Here is a 15,637-nt window from a genome sequence, read left to right as displayed (position 1 = left end):
ATGCAACCCACGCTCACTGCGACGCGTCGTCCGGCTGCGACGCGTCGTCCGGCGCGGGTTCGTGTAACAACGACATCGCTCGCTGGCGTGCCTCGCTCGCCCAGGGTTGACCTTCATAAAGCGTCACGATGCCCTCCAGGAGCGTCTTGCGTTGTTCGGACGGCAACTGTTCGGCGCGGTCGATCCGCCGCATCAGCTCCGCCAACTTCGGGTCTCCCGGGGCTGCTTGCATTTCCGACTGTGCATCGGAGAGTCGGGCGATTTCGAATTCGGCGAGTTGGGCCAACCGCGCGGGCTCGCCGTCATCGTCTTCGGCATCACCGAAGACCGCGATCCACTGCCGCAGTTTTTCACGCGCCGCAAGCGGATTGCTGTGCCGCAGCGCCATCGCTTCGAGAAACGTTTTTTCGTACAGCGGTCCGTCGCTGGTTCGCAGCTTGGCTTTCAGCTTCAATCGTCGCACGGCCGCTTCCACGCGATAGATCTTTTCTCGCTGACGAATCTCGTCCGCTCTGGGGTGCTCGGGGAACAGCTTGAGGAATCGTTCCATCTCGTCTTGGATCTGAAACGATTGAACGGAGCTGTCCGGGCTGTCGATTTTGGCGAGCAATTCTTCCGCCGTCGGCCCTCGCGTGGACACGACCAGGAAGACGAAACCGACCAGAAGGATCAGCGAGAGCGCGACGATTGAAACGATCCGCAGTGCCGGGTGTTCCGCCTTGGTTTTGGGGGTCACGAAGAACCCTTCGCGGACCTCGCCATCGGAGACGGTTTGAAAGTGAGTCTTTCCGCTCAAGCCGACCGACGTGTCGCGGTTGCTGGGGGCATCGGGATCGACCGTCGAATCATCCGGCGACCGACGGTCGTCCGACGCCGCAGTGGCGGCGGTACTGAGCACGGTTCCGCGTTTGCCACTGTGTCCTTCGGTGTGGACCGTGCGCGCCGAGGGGTCCACGCTTGAGACCGAGGTCTGGTTGCCGTCGCTGATGTCCCAAAACGGCACGGTGTCTTCTGGCCGCGTCTTGCCGGCCTGCACGCGGGTCTTCTTGCCGCCGTTAGGTTTCTCCGGCCCGGTCGTGTCAAATTCTGGTCCCGAGCGATCCGACGTCGGTCGCCCCGAGTCGGATTCGTCAGGGTCTGGCTCGTCGGCGGATTGGTGCTTGGTCTCTGCGCTGGAAGGTGTTTCCGGCTTTTCGCCCGTGCGATCGGACAGGGTCTGCATCCGATGCAAGCCGGCGCGCATGGCTTTCAAGCGGTTCATCACTGCCAAGGCGGTGGGCGGCCGCTTCTCGGGCTGCTTTTCCAGCAGTTCGCTGACGATTTGGACGACATCGTCGGGCAAGTCGGGATCGATCATATCCAGCGGCACCGGATCCTTGTGCTGCAACGCCGAAATGACTTCGGTGATGTTCTTGCCGCGAAACGGCGGCTTTCCGCATAACATCGAGTACATCACGCAGCCGAGTGCGAACAGGTCCGTCCGCGACGTGACTCCGGATCCGTCGGCTTGTTCGGGCGCCATGTAGTCGGCCGTGCCCATGATCGAACCGACCGCGGTCTGATTCTCGCCGAAAATTTTGCTGATCCCGAAGTCCAGCAGTTTGACGGTTCCGTCACGCTGCACCACCAGGTTGGCCGGTTTCAGATCCCGGTGCGTCACGCCGAAGTCGTGGGCGTGTTTGAGCGCGGCGCAGACCTGAATCGAGATATCCAGGGCCGTCATCCAAGGCAGCTTTTTCTGTTGACGGATCAACTCCTGAAGCGTTTCGCCTTCGACGTACTCCATCGAATAGAACAGCATGCCGTGCTCTTCGCCGAATCCGATCAGTTTGACGATGTTCGGGTGGCTGAGCAGCTTGAGCGTTTTGACTTCGGTGTCAAATCGACGCCGAAAACGCATTTCGTCGGACATTTGCGAGGCGATCAATTTGACCGCAACGTCCTGGCCGGATTTGGCGTGTTTGGCTTTGAACACCGATCCCATTCCGCCCGTGCCGAGGGTCTCTCCGATCCGGTAGGGGCCGAGGTATTCGGGTGGCTTCATGTTCAATGGGAGCGTCGGGGAAAAGAGAAGGGTGCGAGGATGAAGGATCGCATCCACTAATCTAACATTTTTTCCGCGTCTGACGTTCGCCGATCAAGAGATCTGAATTCCGCTGACCGACGCATTTGCCTAGGATCTGGGGCATGAACAAATCGGCCCCCCCTACTGAAACCGAGTCGCCCGCGAAAACGTCGTCGACGAAGCCGCCCGTCGGACGAACCTGGTGGTGGATCGCGATGGCGTCGCTGGTCGTGCCTTGGTTGAGCCAGCCTCCCTTGGGCTGGTGGCCGCTCGCAGCGATCGCCGTCACTCCCCTGCTGCTTGCGGCAACGCAGGCGACGATTTCATCGAGACAGTATGCGGTCTTGTACTTGGCCGCGGTCGGCTACTGGGCCTTGACGTTGCAAGGGCTGCGGTTTGCTAACCCGTTGATCTATCCCTGTTGGATCGCGCTGGCCGCCTATCTGGCGATCTACCCGGTCGCCTATGTGGTGGTGCTGCGCCGTTTGATGCGGCTGGGGCTGGCGATGGTGTTCGCCGCGCCGCTCGCTTGGGTCGGCATGGAGTGCATTCGTAACTACATGCTGACGGGAATTTCAGCGGTCATGCTCGGCCACACCTTGGCCGACGTCCCCTCGCTGATTCAAATCGCCGACTTGGGTGGCAGCTATGCGGTTTCGCTGGTGATCGTGGTTGTGAACGTGGCTGTGGTGTCGGCATGGCGATGGCGTTGGTGCTCGACGAAGGGATCGGCCGACGCGGCCAACCCCTTCACTCCTTCGATCGGCAGCGTCGTGACCTGCTGTATCGCCGCCCTCGTGCTGCTCTCGGCAACGTTTCTCTATGGCCGCTATCGTCTACGGCAACCGACGCAACCGTCCACGACGACGATCGCGTTGATCGGACGCAACGAACCGGTGGAATACGATCAAGACCGTTCGCGCGAGTTGGAGTTGTTCGACGCCTACGCGCAAGAGTCGATTCGCGCTTTCCAGTCGACTGATGAAACGATCGATGCCGTTGTTTGGCCCGAGTCGATGTTCACCGGCATGATCCCTTGGATGGCCGGCCGGGGCGACGGCGCGATGGCTCGCGAATTGGGGCTCAGCCGGGAAGAAGAGCAAGCGATGACCGCCGAGCACCGCAAGCGATTTCAATTTCGCGCGGGATCGTTGCAAGCGATGTTGGCGGCCAGCAATGGCCCCCAGGCGACCAAGCCTGACATCATCGGCGGTTGCGGGGTGATCGACGATGGGCCGACGACGAAGATGTACAGCGGGATCGTCCACGTCGGTGCGGAAGGCCGCGTCGTCGACTGGTACGGAAAGATGCACCTGGTCATGTTCGGCGAGTACATTCCACTGGTCAAACACGTGCCGATCGTTCGCGACTGGGTGCCGAAGAACCTCGGTTTAACGCCCGGCGAGCACGCCAAACGGTTTCACGTCGGTCCGACGACGCTGTGCCCCAATATCTGTATCGAGACCGCGGTCGAACGCGTCGCGATCAATCACCTGCGTGAACTCAAGGCTGACGAAGGCGGATTGCCGGACGCGATCGTGACCGTCACCAATGACGCCTGGTTTGATGATTCCAGCGTCATCACGCATCACAAACGATGCGCCCAATTCGTCGCCGTCGCCTGTCGCCGGCCGATCTTGTCGGCCGCCAACAACGGGCCGACGGCCTGGATCGATAGCAATGGCCGTGTCGTCGACGAGCTGCCACAAGGCGGCAACGGATGGGTGATTGCCAAGCCGAGTTTAGACAGCCGGACCAGTCTGGTGATGACAATCGGTGACTGGCCGGCGCGGGTTTGCGCGATTGTGTTTTTGGCCGCGCTGTTGCGGCCGAAGTCTTGGCGCAGAAGGGGTTAGCGGCAGGGCGCGAGCCCTCGCTAACGCGTGAACTTGGCTTCGCTGAGCCGCCGTTTGGTTTCGGCCATCAAAGCGTCTTCGTCGGCTTCGCTGTCGGCCACGTAGGTGACACTGAAACGCAGGTACGATCCGGCATCGTCCCAGGGCACGGTGACGACACCGAGTTGTTCGATCAGGAACCGCGTCGCGTCCTCGGCCTTGTCAAACGTTTCACCACTTTCGGTCCCCTTCGGGGCGGGCGTGTAGAGGAAATACGTTCCGCCGGGCATTTCGCAATCGAAGCCGCAATCTTTCAGCACCGCGACCAGCTTTTCCATCCGCCGTTGATACTTGGCTTTGATGCGAGCAGGGATCGAGTCATCGTCGAGCGCCGCGGCGGCGGCCTTTTGGGTCGCGATGAATTGCCCGCTGTCGCTGTTGTCCTTGACGTCCGCGAACGCGGAGACGATTTGCGGGTGACCGGCGACGAAACCCATCCGCCAACCGATCATGTCATATCCCTTGCTCATCGAATGGACTTCGACGCCGACGTCCATCGCGCCGGGGGTTTCCAGGAAACTGGTCGGCTTGCCGTCAAACGTCAGCAGAATGTGCGCCGCGTCATGAACGACGACAAATTCCTTCTCCTTGGCCAACGCGACCACCTTTTCAAAAAACTCCGGCGTCGCCAATCGTCCCGTCGGGGAATTCGGGTAATTCAGCACCAACAACTTGGCGCGGCGATAGATGTCGTCGGGAACCGAATCCAAATCGGGCAGGAAATTGTTTTCTTTCAACAGCGGCAACCGAAACACGTCACCGCCGTAGTAGCGCGTGTGGGTGCCCGCGACCGGGTAGCCCGGCACGGTCATCAGCGTCACGTCACCGGGATTGATGAAACAGGCCGGCAACATGGCGTAGGCGGGCTTGCTGCCGATGCAATGGTTGATCTGCGTGGCCGGATCCAAGTCGACGTCAAAGTGCCGCTTCATGAACCGCGCGGCGGCCTGCTTGTATTCGATCACGCCGTTGTCGGCGTAGCCGCGGTTTTCGGGCTGATTGATTTCAGTCGCCATCACCTGCCGCACCGCTTCGTCGGCCATCGCGTCGTTTTCGCCGATTCCGAAATCCAGCAATTGGCGATCCGGGTGGGCCGCCAAGGCGTTCCGCTTGGCCCGTTTGATCTTTTCGAACTTGTAGATCTCGGTGCTCTTTCCATAGTTTGCCCCGCCGATGCGATCGGCAAACAACGACTGGAAATAGGGATCTTTGACTTCAGGTTCGGTGGCAGATGACATAGCAGCGATCAGAGGGATGGAAGAAAAAACCGTTCTGGCGAAGGGCACCGATGATAAACGGCCCGGCAAATGTCCGCGAGTGTGGTGAAGCTGAATTCCCGACGCATCACGTCTGCGAGTCGGGAATTTCGGCAAATCCGCGTCGGACCAATGCCTCAGCGACTTCGGCCGTCGGCCCCAAGTAGTCCGCCACAACGAATCGTACCTGCGGGTGACGCCGCGAGGCCTCAGCGACTTGATCGGCGATCGCGTCGTACAAGCGGCCTTGGAATAGCAAATGAGGCTGGACGATCACGGTTCGGATCCCGGAGCGGTCGGCAACCTCGTCCAGGACGTCCGGCAGCCTGGGCTCGGCCATCGCATAAAAACCGACCGCGTGATGCGGCATCTCACATCGCCGCGCCACGATTTCACCGAGCACACGCATGTCGGCTTTCGCGCAGGGGTCGTAGCTGCCCCGGCCGACCATCACCAGCGCGACCGAATCGTCCATCGGGATTGCTTCCCGATCGGCGGCTTGCCGGATCCGGCTGGACAGCAACGCGATGATCGTCGGTGCGCGTGAGAGGGGGCCGGATTGGCTGCAGCAGACGCCCGGGGTTTCCGCGGCGCACGCGGCAACCGCATCGGGAATGTCGCTTCGGGCGTGTCCGGCCGCAAACAACAGCAACGGCGCGACACGGATCTGTTTCGCACCGCGTCGGACCAACGTTCGCCAAGCTTCGGGGATCGTGGGCTGCTGAAATTCCAACAAGCAGCCTTCCACCGGCAGCGGTGCAAGCCGCTCGGCCAAGACCGACGCGAGTTGAAAGAACTCCTCGGTCCCGGCCGGATCGCGGGTCCCGTGACCGACCAACAGAACTGCGTCGCTCGGCAAGTCTGCGTCGCGAAGCGGCGTTGCCGCGAGTTTGCCGGCCACTCGTGCTCCTTGTCACCTTGCGTTTCGGGTAGGCGGTAGTGGACGAGGCGACGAGTCCTTGCCAATCAGCCGACTGCAGAGGACTCGTCGCCTCGTCCACTACCCGAAAATTGAGCTGAGACGAAATACTAGTTCGTGGCGACGGTTGAACCGGTGAACCCGGCGGCTTCTAACTGGGCGATCGCCTGTTCGGCGTCAAATCCGTCTTTGTAGGTCACGATGACTTGGGGGTTATCGATGATGCCTTCTTCTTTTTGCGGAGCGAGTTCGACGGCGACCACGTCCGAGCGTTTCTCCAGGTTCTTTTTCACGCTGGGGTAGCAGGCAAACGGGCAATGCATTTCAGGAACCGTCATCGTCAACGATGCCGTCGTCACCTCCGCGTCGGGCGCGATTGCGACCGCATCCGCCGGGGTCGCCGAGGAGGGGACCGCTTCGGCAGCGGGCTCGGTCGGTAGGGTTGAGATCATGTACATGATTCCGGCAGCAGCCAAGATCGCGGCGCCGTAAGCGAGAGATCGCATGGAAGGGTCCTTTTCAAAGGGAAGGTGGATTTTGTCGAGGGCGGGGTAAACCGAAGTTTGGGGGGCGGTCGCCGCGCGTCGGCTTTCCGGCCGACGTGCAAATTGGCGGACACCCTATCGTTTCATCTTGACGTGAATCGGTCAATTATCGCAATTTCCAACCGCGGTCGGCATCCGCCACCGGAAACTTGATCGAAATCCTGCGACGCAGGCGATTTTCTACCCTTTTTCGCTCGGAGACCAGCCCGTTGCTTCACGTGTCGAGAGCCATTGCCAGTCGGCGGCTGACCAGTTTAGCCGGCGGTAGCGCGACCGCAGGGCGACTTTTCCAGCTTTGCTTGCTCGCCGGCGCCCTGATTTCCGCTGATTTGAGTCACGCCCAGCAACCGGGGGCGATTTTTAATCCGAACCTGGACGGCAGCCAGTTTGGGACCCATTCCTCCGATCCGTACCAAATGGTCGCACCCACCGCGGGGAACCCTTCATCGGCGGTTTTGCCTGCCGGCGGCGGACTTTTTGCGGGTAGCCCGGCGGTGGACAGTCTCCGCCAATGGGATCCGCTACTTCCACGTTTTCAAAACCGCATCGATTCGCGGCTTTTCCTTCGCGCCGAGTATCTGCTGTGGGACGTCTCTGGCATGGACGCCCCGCCGCTGGTCACGACCAGCCCCGACGGCACCGGCCAGGACGTCGCCGCCACGCTCGGTGAAGCCGGCACCTCGGTCGCATTCGGCGGCAAGACGCTCAACGACGGTTCGACCGGCGGGTTCTTGATCGGTGGCGGACTTTGGATTTCTCCGCAACGGAATTTCGCGATCGAAACCGAGTACTTCCAATTGTCCGAACTCGATGACCGCTACAACGGATCGAGTGACGGCAGCGTGATCCTGGGACGCCCGTACTTCGATCTCACCGACGGCGACGAGACGGCTGAGCTGATCGCGTACCCGGGTTTGGTCAGCGGCGACGTTCGCGTTCGAACCGAGTCCAACCTGCGATCGTTCTTGATCGACGGACGTGTCTCGCTTTGCCCCACGCATGGCGCGTGTTGTCAACAATGTGGACTGCGTGACCGCACCGATTGGATCATCGGCTACCGCAACATTCGTCTGCGCGATTCACTGTCGATCGTCGAAAACCGACGCAGCGAAGTCACTAGTGATCTGCAAACGTTCGCATCATCCGATCAGTTTCAAACGACCAATCAGTTCAACGGACTGCAGCTGGGCATCGTGCATCGCATGTTGTTTCAGCGGGCCTGGTTGGAAACGTCGATGCGCGTCGCCCTGGGGAACACCGAACAAACGCTGCGGGTTTCCGGCAGCACCACCATTGATGATCAGGCGACGAGCCAAACCTACGACGGCGGACTATTGGCGCAGCGGACCAACAGCGGCACGCGGAGTCGCGATGAGTTTTCGTTGGTGCCCGAGTTGGGCGTCCGATTGGGGATCCGATTGACCGATCGGCTGCACGCGAACATCGGTTACTCGGTGCTGTATCTGCCCAACGTGATTCGCGCGTCCGAGCAAATCGACCGGGACGTGAATCCCGGGTTGGTTCCGCCCGGAATGGATCCGCTGGCCGGTGCGCTACGACCGCGCGTTCAGTGGATCCAGTCGGACTACCTCGCCCACGGTCTGCACTTGGGCGGTGAATTCAACTTCTGATGCCGCCGATCAGATCGATTCCATCAGGCTGCTGATCAGGGGCAGCAATTGCTTCTTGCGGCTGACGACGCCGTCGAGTTGGTAGAGGCGGTCTTCGAGTTCGGGATAGTTGATGTCTTCCCAGCCCTGCGGTTCACTGCTCATCATCAACAGGCTACCGTTGCTGACAATGTCGGTGACCAACAGGGCGCTGAAGTCGAGCTTTTGTTCTTGCGCCATGCTTTCCAACGCGCCGAACAATTCGTCTTTGCGTTCCCAAAACAGATCGAATCCGATCTCTTCGATTTGCGAAATGGAAAAGGCGTGCCCGGATTCTTCAAAGTGTTTGCAATCCTCGCGGACGACTTGACCGGGCGAGCAGGTGCGGAGGGCTGAGCCGACTTGAAAGAAGTTTTCGGCGAACGATTCCAGCGGCATGGGGCAAAACTGCTGCAACCACTCCAGCATGTCGCGATCGGTCGGGGTGGTCGTCGGTGAACGCAGGTAGAGCGTGTCGCTGATCATCCCGGATGCCATGCAGACCGCGATCCCCGGTTCGGGGTCCATGCCGGCCTGGCGATACATTTTTGCAACCAACGTGCACGTCGATCCGACCGGCTCCATCGTCAAACGAATCGGCTCGGTCGATTTCAGCGATCCGCCCAATCGGTGATGGTCCAGCACCTCGACGATCCGCGCCTCGTCGGCGCCGGCGACGGCTTGGCCCAGTTCGTTGTGGTCGACCAGCACCAGTTCGGTTTTGGGCGGATTGACCAAGTCACTTTTGCTGAGCACGCCGACCAGTTGCCCGTCTTCCAAGACGGGGAACACGGCTTGCGGGGACCGAAAGATTTTATCCCGTGCCTCGGTGACGGGCATCCGCGCGGGCAGCCAAGTGAAGTCCTCTTCGACCACATCGCCGATCAGCTGTGCCGCTTTGATTCGCATCGTTGTCGTGGCGGTGTCGAACGGGCTGCCCAGGACGGTGATCCCTCGCGCCCTGGCCAATTGCATCAACCCATCGGACAACTGGTAGCCGCCCGTCACGATCAACGCGCGGACGCCGAGTTCGAGGGCCGGCAATTGCACGGTCGGGCGATCGCCGCTGACGACGAGCAATTTTTCGGCAGGGAATTGTTTGATGTGGTCGGTGAACCCGCCGGCACTCATCGCCCCCACGCTGACGATCAAGTCCTCGTCCACGTTCGGGTTGACCGCATGCTGGAACGTCCCGCCGAGCACCGAGGCGATCTTGCTGAGGTTGGTGCGTACCTGACGTGCCTTGAGCGGATCGACGCCGCTGTTGAGCACCAGTTCCAAAATATCCAACAGCGAGACGATCCCGGACAGCTTGCCGTCCGGTTCGACCACGGGAATGCTACGCAACCCACGCTCGTCCATTCGCCGATAGACGTCATAAAACACTTCGTCGCGATGGGCCAGCGTGACATCGGTTTGGCAGACATCCTCGACCAGGGGATGCACGTCCATCACGATCCGCGGCGCCGATAACTTGGCGATTTTGAGTGCGTATTCGGTCCGCTGGTTGGGCGGTCCGCAACTCGCTGCGATGGCATCGGGACGTGTCGTTCGTCGCAAGAAATCCGCGTAGGCGATTGCCGCACAGATCGCGTCGGTGTCGGGGTTACGATGACCAAAAACGAATAAAGGCATGAGACGCGATTCGATGAGAACGGTGAGCTGGATTGGCGAGCATTGTCATCGCAATCGCTTTCAACGTCGATCCTACGCGGCCAAGATTTCCAACGCTCGCTGGAAAATCGCTTCCGGGTCACTCATCCGTCCGACCCCTTTGACGCGACAGGACAACCATCCCGATTCGGGGCCGATCAGCTGGCAGCCATCGGCGGTCAGCTGGGCAATGTTGCGGCCGACGGACGGTTTGTTCCACATTGGGTCGCTCATCGCCGGCGCAATCAAGACCGGAGCGGTGTTTTGCAGATACAGCGTGCTGACCAGATCATCGGCAATGCCTTGAGAAAACTTGGCGATCAAATTGGCCGTCGCCGGCGCCACGATCATCAGATCCGCGTCAAGGGCCAGTTCGATGTGCGATCCGAGCGGATGTTTGGCGTCAAAACCGTCCAGGCCGACCGTCCGCCCAGACAGCGCCGCCAGGGTGGGCGGACCCAGGAACTCGGTCGCCGAACGCGTCATCACCGTTTGCACCCGGTGGCCGGCTTGGGCCAGCCGGCTGCACAAGATGGCGGCCTTGTAGGCGGCGATCCCGCCACCGACGGCCAACAGGATTCGCTTGGATGCAACGGGTTCCGGCATGGCACACAGCGTTGGGGGAATGGCGAACGGATGTCAAACGATGATCAGCCGTTTGGCGCTAGCCGACGGGCCCCAACGCCAAGGAAACGACGATCGAATGAGCGGCACGACGCGAGTCCGATGCCACTTACTTTGGCGGCAAACGGGGGGCTTTTGTTAGCGGTAGGGCGCGAGCCCTCCGGTCTTTGACGGTCAAACCGGACGGCTCGCGCCGTTCCGCTAACAGGTTTGTGCCCAAAGTATCTGGCGTTGCCGTTGGGGGCCCGTGGCTAGCGCCATCGGCTCACGATTGTTGCGGTCGCGATTGAATCGACAAACCGTTGGCCAGGACGAGTCACCAGGCCGACGTTGCCGCGACGAGCGAACTACAGGTCCGCGGCGTCCAAGTCGGGGGACTCGGCGGCGGCGATCGTCGCATCCAAGTCCATCTCTTGGACTTGCTCGACTTCGTTTTCCATGTTCAGGACGATTTTGTCCTGCATGATTTCTTGAAGCACGATCGACATCTTGTCGTGGGTGTCGACGTTGACCAACGCGCGGCTGCCTTGGTTCAACTGGACGAGCCGCTTTTGAATCAAAGTGCTCAACTTGAATCGACCGCCGACCTTGTTGACGGTCTCTTCGTCTTTTAGTTCTTCGAGCATGTGTGTTTCTCCTGGTGGTCTCTGAGGATTTGGCAGACTTGGGCGACGGCCGCGTCGACCGAGCCGTTAATGATTTCGTATTGGTAGCGGTGCACGAACCGCATCTCACCCGCGGCCGTCTCCAAACGGCTTTGAATCGCGGCTTCGGTTTCCGTTCCCCGGTCGCGGAGACGACGTTCCAGTTCGTCCATTCCGCCGGGATGAATGAACAACGAAATGGGATCGGTCTCCAGATGCTCCATCACCTCAATCGCACCTTGAACGTCGATTTCAAGGATGATCCAATTTCCCGCGGCGAGCCCGTCGGCGACTTCACTGCGCAAGGTCCCGTACCAGTGTCCCTTGCCGAACACCTCTTTGCATTCAAGAAAGGCATCTTGATCGCGAAGTTCACGGAAACGTTGCTGAGAGAGGAAATGATATTCTCTTCCGTCTTGTTCGCCAGGGCGCGGGCCGCGGGTGGTCGCCGAGACGCTCAATCGCAATGGCAGATCGCACTCGGACAACAGCCGTCGTGTCACCGTCGACTTGCCGGCGCCGCTGGGCCCGGAAATGATGATCAGACGTGGGGAGGTTGATTCAGCCATCGTTGATGCTCCGCCTAGGGGGCTACTCCAGGTTTTGGACCAGTTCACGCATCCGCTCGATCGCACATTTGATTTCGACCACGATGGCCGAAACCTCGGCGTGAGCGGATTTGGAACCGATCGTGTTGGTCTCTCGGAACATCTCCTGGATGATGAAATCCAGTTTTCGCCCCACCGGCTCGTCGCGGCCGGATTCCTTGTCGCCGTCGGGGCTCTCCCCCCGCAAAACCGCCTGAAAAAGCTTCAGGTGACTGTCCAAGCGGGTGATTTCCTCGCTGACGTCCGCCTTGTCAGCATACACTTGGACTTCGCGAAGCAGATCGACCGGATTGACTTCGGCATCATATTCGGCCAGGACCCGCTGGACTTTCCCCTCCAGACGGACCCGGTAGCTCTCCGCCGCCTGCGGGGCCAGTGTCTCGATCGCTCGCACGTGCCCTCGGATCGTTTCGCAATCGCCGAGCAGTGTTTCGGCCATGTGGGCGCCTTCTTGCTCGCGCATTTCGATCAGGTTTTGTAGCGCCGCGATGACGACCAGCCGGGCTTGCTGGAATACTTTTTCGGCGTCATCGCCCTTGGGCCGCGCTCCGGTCTGGACCCCGGGCAGGTTCAGCAAGGCGGCGACGTCCAGGGAAACGTTCGCGTCGGTGTCCACGCCGGACTGTTCCATGGCCGCTTTGCACTGGCGAATGTAGCCGGCCAGCACGGTGTCGTTGATCTGCACCGGCGTCTGGCCTTGCTGGTGCTCCAGGTTGATCGACAGGTTGATCGAGCCGCGGTGCAAGTGCTCGCGGACGACCGATTCGATCAGCGCTTCGCTGCCGGAGAGTGGATCCGGGGTCCGCACCGAACACTTGAACCCGCGGTTGTTGACCGTCCGCAGCTCGACCGTGACGGTTCCGATGTCCGTCTTTCCCGCGGCCCTTCCCTGACCGGTCATGCTGCGAATGCCGCAGGCGGGCGCAAGGGTCGAGGTGGCTTGTGTCATGCGGCGTCAAGGTGGATCAGTGGCATGTGATTCGATGCCGGGGGAGAAGAAAGGGAGGCCTTCCGCGTTCGCAAGAAACCTGCAATGCGGCCGCCCTCGTTGCGTCGCACCGTCCTTGGCGGGACGGGGACGCAAGTGTTGCCCAATCGCTGTGTCGGCCAGTGGCCTATTCGGGCGTTGACTCAGACGTGTCCGCTGGGGTTTCGTCCGCTGGTGCTTCCGCCGGGGTTTCGTCCGCTGTCTCTTCCGCGGGGGCGGTTTCGGCCGGTGTCAATTCCATCGTGGGCGTTCCGGTCGCCGGTTCGCTTCCGGTGTCGGCTGCGGCATCCCCACCGGATTCGGTGGGTTCGTCGGACAGCAAACCGCTCAGACCGCTCAGGCCACCACTGCCGGTGGTTCCGGTGGTTTCATCGGCGGATGATTTCAGTGCCGGGGTGTCGTCGATCGGGTAATCGGCGTCGTCGGCGGTCAGCGGCGGGACGCCCAGGGAGTACATCGCGATGGCGCAGACCAAGCCCCAGATGATGGCCGAGACGGCGGTGATCAGGGTGAACGTGTCGCCGGCTTTGCTGCCGAAGGCGCTTTGACCGCCGGGGCCGCCCAGGGCACCGGTCAATCCGCCGCCTTTGCCGCGTTGGACGAGAATCAGCAGGATCAAAAACACCGAGAGGATGAACATCAGCCAGCCCAGTGCGGCACTGCCGAGTGAACCCAGGATCAAGGTCTGATTGGTAAGCGTGGTCATTGCGAATCCGTTGTCTGTCTCTGGACGGTAAAAGGGCTGATCGGATCAGCCGGCATTGATGATGGCGACGAAGTCATCCACTTTTAGACTGGCACCGCCGACGAGGGCGCCGTCAATATTCGGTTGGCCGAGCAATTCCTTGGCATTATCCGGTTTCACGCTGCCGCCGTACTGAATTCGCATCTGCTGTGCGACGTCGTTGGTGAACATCTCGCCGAGCAGCTTGCGGATGAACGCGTGGACTTCTTCGGCTTGTTCGGGCGACGCTGTTTTTCCGGTGCCGATGGCCCAGACGGGTTCGTAGGCGATGACGACGCCCGAGGCGCGGGCTTCATCGAGTCCTTCCAGCGAGCCGCGGAGTTGCGTTTCGACGACCGCTTCGGTCTTGCCGCTTTCGCGGTCTTGGAGCGTTTCGCCGACGCAGACGATCGGGACCAGGTTGCCGGCCAGCGCGGCGGCCAGTTTTTCGCTGATCTGGGCATCGGTTTCGCCCAGGATGGCGCGTCGTTCGCTGTGTCCCAGGATGACGTAGCGGCAGCCGCTATCGCACAACATGGCGGCGTTGACTTCGCCCGTGTAGGCACCGTCCGCGGCGGGATACAGGTTCTGTGCTCCCAGGCTGACGGCGGATCCGGCTAACACGTCACCGACGCGGCTCAGGTAGACCGACGGCGGGCAGACAACGACTTCGACCGTCGGGTTTTCCCCGACGGCATCGGCGATGCCTTGAGCCAGTTGCGCGCCGCCTGCGGCACGCGTGTTCATTTTCCAGTTTCCGGCGATAATCGTTCGGCGGCTCACGCAGTCTTCTCCGGCAAGGGGGATACGGTTTTTCCAAGCAGTGTGGCGAGCGACTTCAACTGGCTCGCTAATTCGGCATATTGTTCGGGCAGCAACGCTTGCGGGCCGTCACTTTTGGCGACTTCCGGGCAATCGTGCACTTCGACATGGACCCCGTCGGCGCCGGCGGCCAAACCGGCCATCGCACAGGCGGGAATCAGTTCGGGTTTCCCCGTGGCATGTGAGGGGTCGACGATGATCGGCAGGTGGCTGAGTTGCTGCACCAGCGGCACGGCCGCGACGTCGAACAGGTTGCGGGTCGCGGGGTCAAATCCTTTCACGCCGCGCTCGCACAGCACCACGTTGGGATTGCCCTTGGACAGGATGTACTCGGCGCACATCAGCAAGTCGGTCACGGTGGCGGACATGCCGCGTTTGAGCAACACGGGCCGCTTCGACGCGCCGACTTCATTGAGCAACGCGAAATTCTGCATGTTGCGGGCACCGACTTGCAGCATGTCGGCGTATTCGGCCACCAATTCGACCAAACGCGGATCGGTCACCTCGGTCACGACCGGCATGGCGTGGGCGTCGCCGACTTCGCGGAGTCGTTTCAGCCCGGCTTCGCCGAGTCCCTGAAACGCATAGGGGCTGGTCCGCGGCTTGTACGCGCCGCCACGGAAAATGTTCGCACCAGCCTTGGCGACCTGTTCGGCGATGCGGTGCATGCGGTCTTCTTCTTCGACGCTGCACGGGCCGGCGATCATGCCGATGTGTCCGCCGCCGATTTTGACCCCACCGACATCGATCACGCTGGATTCGGGGTGGGCCTCACGCGAGGCCAATTTGTAGGGCGGGAGCACCGGGACGACTTGCGCGACACCCGGGATCGAACGCACCGATTCCACCACGATCTTCGATTCATCGCCGATGATGCCGACGATCGTCCGAAACGTCCCGCGCGACAGGTGCGCCTTCAAGCCCATCGCTTCGACACGCTCGATGACGTGGTCGACTTGTTCGTCGGTCACTCCGCCCTTGAGAATCAGAATCACGGTGAATGGCTTGGAATGAAAATCGGGAGATCGGGCAGGGAAAGGGGATCGAAGCGGGAGAGTTTAGCGATCGGCAGTGCGGTTCGTCGAGGGCAAAGGATCGCCGGGGGGCAAAGGGGCGGCGTTTTCCAGCGAATTGGCTCGCCGGGGGCACATGCCCGTGGCGATTTCCTGCCACGCGGCGGTCTACAACGGCTCTCTATTTGTTAGAATGGTGCCATTAGGGGCCAGCGAGACGCCCTCGTCTTCT

The 15,637-nt window shown here is 61.1% G+C and carries 14 protein-coding genes; 2 read left to right on the top strand and 12 right to left on the bottom strand.

Annotated elements, in window-relative coordinates; translation table 11 throughout:
* Window positions 1–13: 13 nt before the first annotated feature.
* Window positions 14–2,044: a serine/threonine-protein kinase gene (locus TBK1r_RS15345; RefSeq protein ID WP_145212222.1), complete on the bottom strand. Its 2,031-nt coding sequence runs from the start codon at window positions 2,042–2,044 to the stop codon at window positions 14–16.
* Window positions 2,045–2,187: 143 nt separating this feature from the next.
* On the opposite strand from TBK1r_RS15345, the gene lnt reads away from it, so the two are divergent.
* Entirely contained in the window at window positions 2,188–3,921 is a 1,734-nt protein-coding gene (lnt, locus tag TBK1r_RS15340) for an apolipoprotein N-acyltransferase (protein ID WP_145212219.1), read from the top strand.
* A gap of 20 nt (window positions 3,922–3,941) precedes the next feature.
* Here the strand turns inward: lnt and TBK1r_RS15335 are convergent, their stop codons facing one another.
* The 3 genes from TBK1r_RS15335 to TBK1r_RS15325 form a co-directional block, all read right to left on the bottom strand.
* Entirely contained in the window at window positions 3,942–5,198 is a 1,257-nt protein-coding gene (locus tag TBK1r_RS15335; protein ID WP_145212216.1) for an LL-diaminopimelate aminotransferase, read from the bottom strand.
* 106 nt (window positions 5,199–5,304) lie between these two features.
* Window positions 5,305–6,117 carry a sirohydrochlorin chelatase gene (locus tag TBK1r_RS15330; RefSeq protein ID WP_419581375.1) on the bottom strand — a complete coding sequence of 271 codons (813 nt, stop codon included), beginning with the start codon at window positions 6,115–6,117 and terminating at the stop codon, window positions 5,305–5,307.
* Window positions 6,118–6,245: 128 nt separating this feature from the next.
* Window positions 6,246–6,641 (bottom strand): heavy-metal-associated domain-containing protein, encoded by a 396-nt coding sequence (locus TBK1r_RS15325; RefSeq protein ID WP_145212213.1) that lies wholly within the window; start codon window positions 6,639–6,641, stop codon window positions 6,246–6,248.
* Between the two features lie 257 nt (window positions 6,642–6,898).
* On the opposite strand from TBK1r_RS15325, the gene TBK1r_RS15320 reads away from it, so the two are divergent.
* A complete protein-coding gene (locus TBK1r_RS15320; RefSeq protein WP_145212210.1) occupies window positions 6,899–8,311 on the top strand; it encodes a BBP7 family outer membrane beta-barrel protein in 1,413 nt (470 codons plus the stop codon).
* 9 nt (window positions 8,312–8,320) lie between these two features.
* On the opposite strand, the gene TBK1r_RS15315 is transcribed toward TBK1r_RS15320, so the two are convergent.
* The 8 genes from TBK1r_RS15315 to aroF form a co-directional block, all read right to left on the bottom strand.
* Window positions 8,321–9,964 (bottom strand): putative manganese-dependent inorganic diphosphatase, encoded by a 1,644-nt coding sequence (locus TBK1r_RS15315; protein WP_145212207.1) that lies wholly within the window; start codon window positions 9,962–9,964, stop codon window positions 8,321–8,323.
* 72 nt (window positions 9,965–10,036) lie between these two features.
* Window positions 10,037–10,588 carry a flavoprotein gene (locus tag TBK1r_RS15310; protein ID WP_145212204.1) on the bottom strand — a complete coding sequence of 184 codons (552 nt, stop codon included), beginning with the start codon at window positions 10,586–10,588 and terminating at the stop codon, window positions 10,037–10,039.
* 365 nt (window positions 10,589–10,953) lie between these two features.
* Window positions 10,954–11,232: a DNA-directed RNA polymerase subunit omega gene (locus TBK1r_RS15305; protein ID WP_095741410.1), complete on the bottom strand. Its 279-nt coding sequence runs from the start codon at window positions 11,230–11,232 to the stop codon at window positions 10,954–10,956.
* On the bottom strand, window positions 11,217–11,819 hold the full coding sequence (gmk, locus tag TBK1r_RS15300; protein ID WP_145212201.1) for a guanylate kinase: 603 nt from the start codon (window positions 11,817–11,819) through the stop codon (window positions 11,217–11,219). Before gmk ends, TBK1r_RS15305 begins: the two co-directional genes overlap by 16 nt.
* 22 nt (window positions 11,820–11,841) lie before the next feature.
* On the bottom strand, window positions 11,842–12,807 hold the full coding sequence (locus TBK1r_RS15295) for a YicC/YloC family endoribonuclease (RefSeq protein ID WP_145212198.1): 966 nt from the start codon (window positions 12,805–12,807) through the stop codon (window positions 11,842–11,844).
* A gap of 166 nt (window positions 12,808–12,973) precedes the next feature.
* Window positions 12,974–13,552 (bottom strand): preprotein translocase subunit SecG, encoded by a 579-nt coding sequence (secG, locus tag TBK1r_RS38590; RefSeq protein ID WP_419581374.1) that lies wholly within the window; start codon window positions 13,550–13,552, stop codon window positions 12,974–12,976.
* Window positions 13,553–13,597: 45 nt separating this feature from the next.
* Window positions 13,598–14,353: a triose-phosphate isomerase gene (gene tpiA / locus TBK1r_RS15285; RefSeq protein ID WP_145212195.1), complete on the bottom strand. Its 756-nt coding sequence runs from the start codon at window positions 14,351–14,353 to the stop codon at window positions 13,598–13,600.
* On the bottom strand, window positions 14,350–15,387 hold the full coding sequence (gene aroF / locus TBK1r_RS15280; protein ID WP_145212192.1) for a 3-deoxy-7-phosphoheptulonate synthase: 1,038 nt from the start codon (window positions 15,385–15,387) through the stop codon (window positions 14,350–14,352). The genes tpiA and aroF overlap by 4 nt, the downstream gene beginning before the upstream one ends.
* Between the last annotated feature and the right edge of the window lie 250 nt (window positions 15,388–15,637).

The organism is Stieleria magnilauensis (assembly GCA_007753675.1).
GTDB classification, from domain to species: domain Bacteria; phylum Planctomycetota; class Planctomycetia; order Pirellulales; family Pirellulaceae; genus Stieleria; species Stieleria magnilauensis.
This window is presented reverse-complemented; position numbering and strand designations above follow the sequence as displayed.